This window comes from Geodermatophilus chilensis (assembly GCF_002802985.1).
Lineage (GTDB): Bacteria > Actinomycetota > Actinomycetes > Mycobacteriales > Geodermatophilaceae > Geodermatophilus > Geodermatophilus chilensis.
In genome coordinates, this window is sequence record NZ_NVPT01000216.1 from 1 (window position 1) to 7,472 (window position 7,472).

The 7,472-nt window shown below is 76.1% G+C and carries 6 protein-coding genes and 1 rRNA gene; 5 read left to right on the top strand and 2 right to left on the bottom strand.

Translation table 11 applies throughout. The features are described 5' to 3' along the window. Window positions 1-89: ribosomal RNA gene (rrf, locus tag CNO22_RS24230) — 5S ribosomal RNA — on the top strand; the annotation flags it as partial. 214 nt (window positions 90-303) lie between these two features. On the opposite strand, the gene CNO22_RS27970 is transcribed toward rrf, so the two are convergent. Then, a complete protein-coding gene (locus tag CNO22_RS27970) occupies window positions 304-462 on the bottom strand; it encodes a hypothetical protein (protein ID WP_157937097.1) in 159 nt (52 codons plus the stop codon). Window positions 463-560: 98 nt separating this feature from the next. Between CNO22_RS27970 and alc the strand changes: the two genes are divergently transcribed. The 3 genes from alc to CNO22_RS24245 all read left to right on the top strand — a co-directional run bounded on the left by alc (window position 561) and on the right by CNO22_RS24245 (window position 3,534). Further along, window positions 561-1,682, top strand: a complete 1,122-nt coding sequence (gene alc / locus CNO22_RS24235; protein ID WP_100501816.1) for an allantoicase — start codon at window positions 561-563, stop codon at window positions 1,680-1,682. A gap of 44 nt (window positions 1,683-1,726) precedes the next feature. After that, entirely contained in the window at window positions 1,727-2,020 is a 294-nt protein-coding gene (locus CNO22_RS24240; protein ID WP_100501817.1) for a DUF4333 domain-containing protein, read from the top strand. Window positions 2,021-2,154: 134 nt separating this feature from the next. Beyond that, window positions 2,155-3,534, top strand: coding sequence for an 8-oxoguanine deaminase (locus CNO22_RS24245; protein ID WP_198588572.1), 1,380 nt, complete (start codon window positions 2,155-2,157; stop codon window positions 3,532-3,534). A 66-nt stretch (window positions 3,535-3,600) separates the two neighbouring features. Here the strand turns inward: CNO22_RS24245 and egtE are convergent, their stop codons facing one another. Then, window positions 3,601-4,731, bottom strand: coding sequence for an ergothioneine biosynthesis PLP-dependent enzyme EgtE (gene egtE / locus CNO22_RS24250; protein ID WP_100501819.1), 1,131 nt, complete (start codon window positions 4,729-4,731; stop codon window positions 3,601-3,603). 201 nt (window positions 4,732-4,932) lie between these two features. Between egtE and CNO22_RS24255 the strand changes: the two genes are divergently transcribed. After that, on the top strand, window positions 4,933-7,472 hold a 2,540-nt coding region (locus CNO22_RS24255; RefSeq protein WP_100501820.1), incomplete at its 3' end, for a putative bifunctional diguanylate cyclase/phosphodiesterase.

Below are 7,472 nucleotides of genomic sequence, written 5' to 3' on the forward strand. Positions count from 1 at the left end.
CCGGACCCATTCCGAACCCGGAAGCTAAGCCTCTCAGCGCCGATGGTACTGCCCTGGAGACGGGGTGGGAGAGTAGGACGCCGCCGGACAACCATTCCATGAAGGGCCCTCACCACCAGGTGAGGGCCCTTCATGCATTCCCGGGGAAAGGGCCCGGCCGTGGGACGAGCCGGCCGGGACGGAACGGCATCGGGTTCCCGCCCGTGGTGACGGAACGGGGGTGGTGGCGGCGACACGTCCGGGGACTCGGAGCCGACGCGCATCGGCGTCCTCCGCCTCGCTCGGAGAGGGGGCGGGGCCCTTCTACTGCTGCTCGCCCTCCTCCCGGGCGGCCTCGTCGAGCACCTGCGGGTCGTCCTGGACGCCGCCCGCCGGGTCGGCGTTGCCCAGGGCGGTCGCGGCGGGCAGCTGCTCGACGTGCTCGCGGGCGCGCTCGCGCAGGTCGTCGGTGGGTTCGGACACGGGTCCTCCTCGGCACGACTGTTCGGACGCCGGCTGCCCTACCCGCCCCGTGCCACAGTGACCCCCGCGTCACCCTGCGATCACCGGCGAGGAGCCCGATGAGCGACCCCACCCGCCTGCCCGACCTGGCCAGCCGCGCGCTGGGCGGAGCGGTGCTCGCCGCCAACGACGAGTCCTTCGCCGCCAAGGAGAACCTCGTGCTGCCGCACCCGGCGCAGGCGCTGCCCGGCTTCGGTCACCGCGGCAAGGAGTACGACGGCTGGGAGACCCGGCGCCGGCGCTCCCCGGGCTCGGACTGGGCGATCGTCCGGCTGGGCGTCCCGGGCATCGTGTCGGCGGTCGTGGTGGACACCGCCCACTTCACCGGCAACTTCCCGCCGCGCGCGTCCGTCGAGTGCGCCGCCGTGGAAGGTCAGCCCAGCCTCGCCGAGCTCGAGCGCGCCGACTGGCAGCCGCTGCTGCCGCTGTCGGACCTCGCCGGCGACACCGCCAACACCTTCCCCGTCGACCCCGCCCGGCGGGTCACCCACGTGCGGCTGACCATCGTGCCCGACGGCGGCGTGGCGCGGCTGCGGGTGCACGGCACCGCCGTCCCCGACCCGCGCCTGGTGGACGCCGGCCCTCTCGACCTGGCCGCGCTGGAGAACGGCGCCTTGGTGACCGGGGTGAGCGACGCGTTCTACGGCCGCCCGGTGCAGCTGGTGTCGCCGGGGCTGGCGCGGTCGATGGGCGAGGGCTGGGAGACCCGCCGGCGACGTGGGGACGGCAACGACTGGGTGGAGCTGTCGCTGGCCTGCGAGGGCGTGGTCACCCTCGCCGAGCTGGACACCTCGTACTTCCTGGGCAACGCGCCGGGGTCGGCGTCCCTCACCGGCAACGGCCCGGACGGCGAGGTCGTCGTCCTGCCGCGGACCCGGCTGCAGCCCGACACCCGGCACCGTTTCGTCCTCGACGGCGGCCCGGCGGTGGACCGGGTGCGGCTGGACGTCTTCCCCGACGGCGGCATGGCCCGGCTGCGCCTGTGGGGCCGGCCGACCGCCGTCGGGCGTGAGGCGCTGGGACGGCGCTGGTTCGAGGCGCTGCCCGACGTCCAGGCGCTGGAGGTCCTGGAGTCCGCGGGGGTGGCACCGGCCGAGGCGGGCCGGGCGGTCGGCGCCCGCCCGCTGGGCGCCGACCTGCTCCCGCCGGTGGCCCGGCTGGTGCTCGGTCCGGGGCGGTGACGGAACCGGACCGGCACGCCGGGGGACGCCAGTAGGGTTCGCCCGTGCCGCGCCGCCTCCCCTTGCTCGCCGCCGCGCCGGTCCTCGGGCTCGGCCTGGCCGCCTGCGGCTCGTCGATCGAGCAGGACGAGCTGGAGCGGCAGGTGTCGAGCACCCTCGAGTCGCAGTTCGGCGTCGCCGCCGACGTCTCCTGTCCCGGCGACCTCGACGCCGAGGTGGACGCCAGCACGGAGTGCACCGCCACCGACCCGGACAGCGGCGAGGAGGTCGCGCTCCGGATCACCGTCACCTCGGTCGAGGGCGAGACGGCCAACTTCGACATCGCACCGGTCGAGTGACCCGCGCTCTGGACTGACCCGGATGGCGGTGCCCTCGCTGCCGGCCGGCTTCGCCGGCGCGGTCGACGCCTGGGTGCTGGTCGAGACCCTGCGCTGACACGCGTCCGGAACACCGGACGGGCAGGATGCCGTCCGTGGAGACGCCCGCCGACCTGCTGGTGCACGACGCCGAGCTGCTGGCCACCGTGGACGACGCCCGCCGCGAGCTCCCCGGCGGCTGGGTGGCCGTCACCCGCGGGGTGGTGACCGGCGTCGGCGGCCCGGGCGACCCGGCCCCGGCCGCCGTCCGGCGGGTCGACGCCCGCGGCTGCCTGGTCACCCCGGGGCTGGTGAACACCCACCACCACCTGTACCAGAACCTCACCCGCGCGTTCGCGCCCGCGCTGACCGGCGGACTGTTCGAGTGGCTGGTCACCCTCTACCCGCTGTGGGCCCGGCTGGACGAGGAGGCCGCGCACGTGAGCGCGTACGTCGGCCTCACCGAGCTGGCGCTGTCGGGCTGCACCACCTCGACCGACCACCTCTACGTGCACCCGCGCGGCAGCGGCGACCTGATCTCCGCGGAGGTGGCGGCCGCCCGTGAGCTCGGCGTGCGCTTCTCCCCCACGCGGGGCTCGATGTCGCTGTCGGTGCAGGACGGCGGCCTGCCGCCGGTCTCGGTCGTCCAGGACGACGACGAGATCCTGGCCGACTCGGAGCGCCTGGTCGACGCCCACCACGACCGCTCGCCGCACGCGATGACCCGCCTCGCTCTCGCGCCGTGCTCGCCGTTCAGCGTCTCCCCGACCCTGATGCGGCGGACCGCGGAGCTCGCCGAGAGACTCGACGTCCGGCTGCACACTCACCTGTGCGAGACCCGGGACGAGGACGCCTTCTGCCTGGCCACCTTCGGCCGCCGTCCGGTCGACCACCTCGCCGACGTCGGCTGGCTGACCGACCGGACGTGGCTGGCGCACGCGGTGTGGCCCTCGGCCGAGGAGGTGGCGCGGCTGGGCGCGGCGCGGGTCGGCGCGGCGCACTGCCCGTCGTCCAACATGGTCCTCGGCAGCGGGCTGGCACCGGTCGCCGAGCTCCGGGCCGCCGGGGTGCCGGTCGGGCTGGGCGTGGACGGGTCGTCGTCGGCGGACTCCGCGTCGCTGTGGCTCGAGGCCCGGACGGCGATGCTGCAGGGCAAGCTGCGGCACGGCGCGGCCGCGATGTCCGCCCGGGACGCGCTGGAGATGGCCACCCGCGGCGGCGCGGCGTGCCTGGGGCGCACCGGGGAGGTCGGCGAGCTGTCGGTCGGCGCCTGCGGGGACCTGGTGGTGTGGCCGCTGGAGGGCCCCGCGTTCGCCGGCGCGCTGTCCGACCCGGTCGAGGCGTGGCTGCGCTGCGGCCCGGTCGCGGCGCGGCACACCGTCGTCGCCGGGCGGTTCGTCGTCGAGGACGGCGTCCCCGTGCACCCCGGCCTCGACGAGCAGCTCGCCGTCCACCGCCGGGTGTCGGCCGCGATGCAGGCCGCCGGCGGGCGGTGATCGCCGGCGGCCCGCTGCAGGGGCCCACCGCGAGCGTGCGAGCAGTGGGGGGCAGCGGGTCCTTCGTCAGAGGGCGGCGGCGAGGGCCTCGAGGTCGTCCACCGTGGCGTCCAGGTGCGGCGAGACGCGCAGCACCGGCCCGGTCATCTCGCCCGGCGCCCGCTGCGGGCCGATCGCGGTGGTGACGATGCCGTGCTCGGTGAGCAGCCGGGCCCGCGTGGTGACGACGTCGACGCCGTCCGGCGGGCGCAGCGTCGTCGTGGCGGTCGGCTCGTCGCGTGGCTCGACCACCCGCCAGCCGGCGGCGCCGTCGAGTACCTCGCGCGCGGCCCGGCCCAGCGCGGCCAGCCGCTCGCGCACCCGGACCGGCCCCGCGGCCAGGTGCTCGCCCACGGCCAGCACCAGCCCGACCCGGCCGGCCACGTGCGCCTCCCCGGACTCGAGGGCGCGCAGCGGCGGGACGTCGTCCGGCGCGGCCAGCAGCGGGGTCAGCTCGGCGGCGACCGCCGGCCGCACGCACAGCAGGCCCACCCCGCGCGGGCCGGCCAGCCACTTGCGGGAGGTCGAGTAGACGACGTCGACGCCGAGGTCGGTGTCGACGTGCCCCAGCGCCTGCGCCGCGTCGAGCACCAGCGGCACCCCCGCCTCGCGGCACAGCGCGGCGACCTCGGCGGCCGGCTGGACCACGCCGCGGTGGCTGGCGATGTGCGTCAGGTGCACCACCCGCGGCGGGTCGCCCGCCAGCAGCCGGGCCACGCCGTCGAGGTCGGCCCGCCCGAGGTCGTCGACCGGCAGGTGTTCGACGGTCAGGCCCGCGGCGCGCAGCTGGGCCACGTTGGGCGCGTACTCGCCGGGCAGGCAGGCCACCCGCGACCCGGCCGGCAGCCGCCACCCGGAGAGCAGCGCGGCCAGCGCGGCCTGCGCGGACTCGACGAAGACGACGTCGGCGGCGGCCATCCCGACCAGCCCGCCGATCACCGACCGGCCCTGCTGCAGCAGATCCTCGGCGGTCGCCTCGGCCACGTACCCGCCGAGCTCGGCCTCGTGCCGGGCGTGGTGGGCGACGGCCTCGAGCACCCGGTGGCTCTGCCGGCTGCACGCGGCGCTGTCCAGGTGCCGTCCGGCCGGTCGGGGCCGGGCCGAGCGCCACGCTGCGCCCAGGTCCTCGTGGACGAGGTCGGTGTCGAGCGCGGTCACGCGGGCCTCCTCGCTGGCGCTCGTCGGTCGCGTGCCCGACGGTGCTGGCTCCTGGGTGACCTCGCACGCTCGGTCACCTCCCCACGCTAGGCGAGCCGACGACCGGGCCATCCCACGGGGTGAGGACGGTCAGGTTGCACACAACGGAAACCGATGGACACGGTGCGAGGTCCCGCGTCCGGCGGGCCCGGAGGAGGGGCTGTGTTCCGCATCCTGACGTCCTGGCGCGCGCTGCTGGCCGTACTGGCCGTCGCCGTGACCGGGCTGGCGCTGCTCGCCCAGAGCCTCGAGCGTCAGCAGGAGGAACGCGCCCTGCGCCAGGCGGTGGTCGACGCCGAGCTGGTCAACCACCTGCTGATCGCCGTGGAGCTCCCGGGGGAGGGCGTCGAGGTCACCGCCCTCAGCCCGGGGTTGATCGCCCGCATCGACAGCGGGGTGGCCCACCTCGTCCACGAGGGCAGCCTCGTGGGCCTGCAGCTGTGGACCCGCGACGGGCGGCTGCTCTACTCCGACGTCGCGTCCCCCGACCCGTTGACCGACGAGGAGCTCGCCCACCTCGATGAGGTGCTCGACGGCCGCCCGCAGGTGGAGTTCGAGCTCGACGACGGGCGGAAGGTCCCGACCGCGACCGTCCTCTCCGAGCCGAGGACGCTCGACCACGGGGCGAGCGGGCTGGTCACCGAGGTGCTGCTGCCCCAGGACGGGGTGACCGAGAAGCTGGAGGCCGCGTCCCGCCGGCTCTACGCCGGCGCTGCGGGGCTGCTCCCGCTGGTGACCGTGCTCGCCGTCACCGCCCGCAGGCGGGTCCTGCGCCGCGAGCACGAGGCGCTGCACGACCCGCTCACCGGGCTCGGCAACCGGTCGATGCTGGCGCAGGAGGCCCGGACGCTGGGCGCACCGCGCCGCTCCTGGTCCACCCCCGACGAGCCCGTGACCGCGCTGCTGCTGATCGACCTCGACGGCTTCAACAACGTGAACGACACCCTCGGCCACGCGGTGGGCGACCAGCTGCTGGTCCAGGTGGCGGGCGCCCTGCGCGGTGCCGTGCGGCCGGCCGACGTCGTCACCCGGCTGGGGGGCGACGAGTTCGCCCTCCTCCTGCGGAACCTGCCGTCGGCGGCCGCAGCGGTGCGGGTGGCCGAGTCCGTCGCGGCGACGCTCACCCGCCCCTTCGCCGTCGACCGGGTCACCCTCGAGGTCGGTGGCAGCATCGGCGTGGCCGTCGCGCCGGACCACGGCAGCGACCTCGCCGCCCTGCTCCGCCGCGCCGACGTCGCGATGTACCAGGCCAAGCGGGACGGCGGCGGCGTCCGGCTCTACGACTCCGGCGACGACCCGCACGACGAGGGGCAGCTGGACCTGCTCTCCCAGCTCCGCACCGCCATCGACACCGGTCAGCTGTGGCTGCACTTCCAGCCCAAGGTGGCGCTGGGGGCCGGGCGCACGGTCGGGTTCGAGGCGCTGGTGCGGTGGGCGCACCCCGAGCGCGGGCTGCTGGCCCCCGCGGCCTTCGTCCCGCTGGCGGCGCGGACCGCGCTGATGCGCCCGCTGACCGACTGGGTGCTGCGGGAGGCGGTCAAGCAGTGCGCCGCCTGGCGAGCGCAGGGCTGGGAGGTCGACGTGGCGGTCAACGTGGCCCCGGGCACCTTGCTGGAGGGCGACCTGCCCTCCCGGGTCACCACGATGCTCGCCGAGGGCGGGCTCCCCGGGCACGCGCTGGAGCTGGAGATCACCGAGACCGCGGTGATGGTCGACCCGGAGCGGGCCGCAGAGACGCTGCGCCGGCTGCAGGCGATGGGGATCGGCGTCTCGATCGACGACTTCGGCGCCGGCTACACGTCGCTGTCCTACCTCAAGTCCCTGCCGGTGCGGAGCCTCAAGATCGACCGCGGTTTCGTCACCCACCTGCTGGACGACGACCGGGACCAGGCGGTCATCCGCTCGGTGGTCCAGCTGGGGCACGACCTCGGGCTCACCGTCGTGGCCGAGGGCGTGGAGACCGCCGGGGTGCGTCAGCGGCTGCTGGAGCTCGGCTGCGACGAGGCCCAGGGGTACCTGATGGCCCGGCCCATGGCGTCCGAGGCGGTGCTGGACTGGCTGGCGGCCTCGGCCGCGGCGCGCGGGGCTCAGCTCTCCAGCACGCCGCGGACGACCGACACCCGGGAGTGGGACGGGTCGCCGTCCAGCGGCTCCACCGAGACGTCGACCACCGGGTACCACCCAGGTCGACCCCCGGCGGCAGCTCCAGCGTGGTGTCGTCACCGCCCTGCACGACCCCGACCGGCACCAGTCGGGCGACCGCCTCGTCGAGCAGCCACACCTCGTAGTAGCCCTCGTCGAGCGGGACCGCGTCGAGCGTCAGCTCGAGCACCCGCGAGCCGTCGTCCCGCTCCGTCTCCAGCAGCCCCGTCACGTCGCCGCCTCCGCGACGACCACGACGTCGTCGCGACAGCCCCCCACCTCGGGGAGGGACGGTCCGCCACAGGTGGCCGGCACCAGCCGCGGAGTCCGCCGCCCTCGCGCCGACGATCATGGAGCTGCGGTGGCGACGCGCCGGGTCCGGACGGCGTGTCGCCACCCGGACTCCATGATCGTCTCCGGAGTGGGTGTAGCCGGAGCCGGAGCGGGGAGCCGGGGGGAGCCGGGGGCGCCGGCGGGGTGCGGGTGCGGGGTGCGGGGTGCGCGCTCAGGCGGGGACGGAGAGCGAGACGCCGAAGTCGCCGTCGGGGTCGGTCCACCAC

What these genes read in the sequence shown, in the direction of transcription:
- alc (WP_100501816.1), top strand. Translation starts at nt 561, where the DNA reads ATGAGCGACCCCACCCGCCTGCCCGACCTGGCCAGCCGCGCGCTGGGC.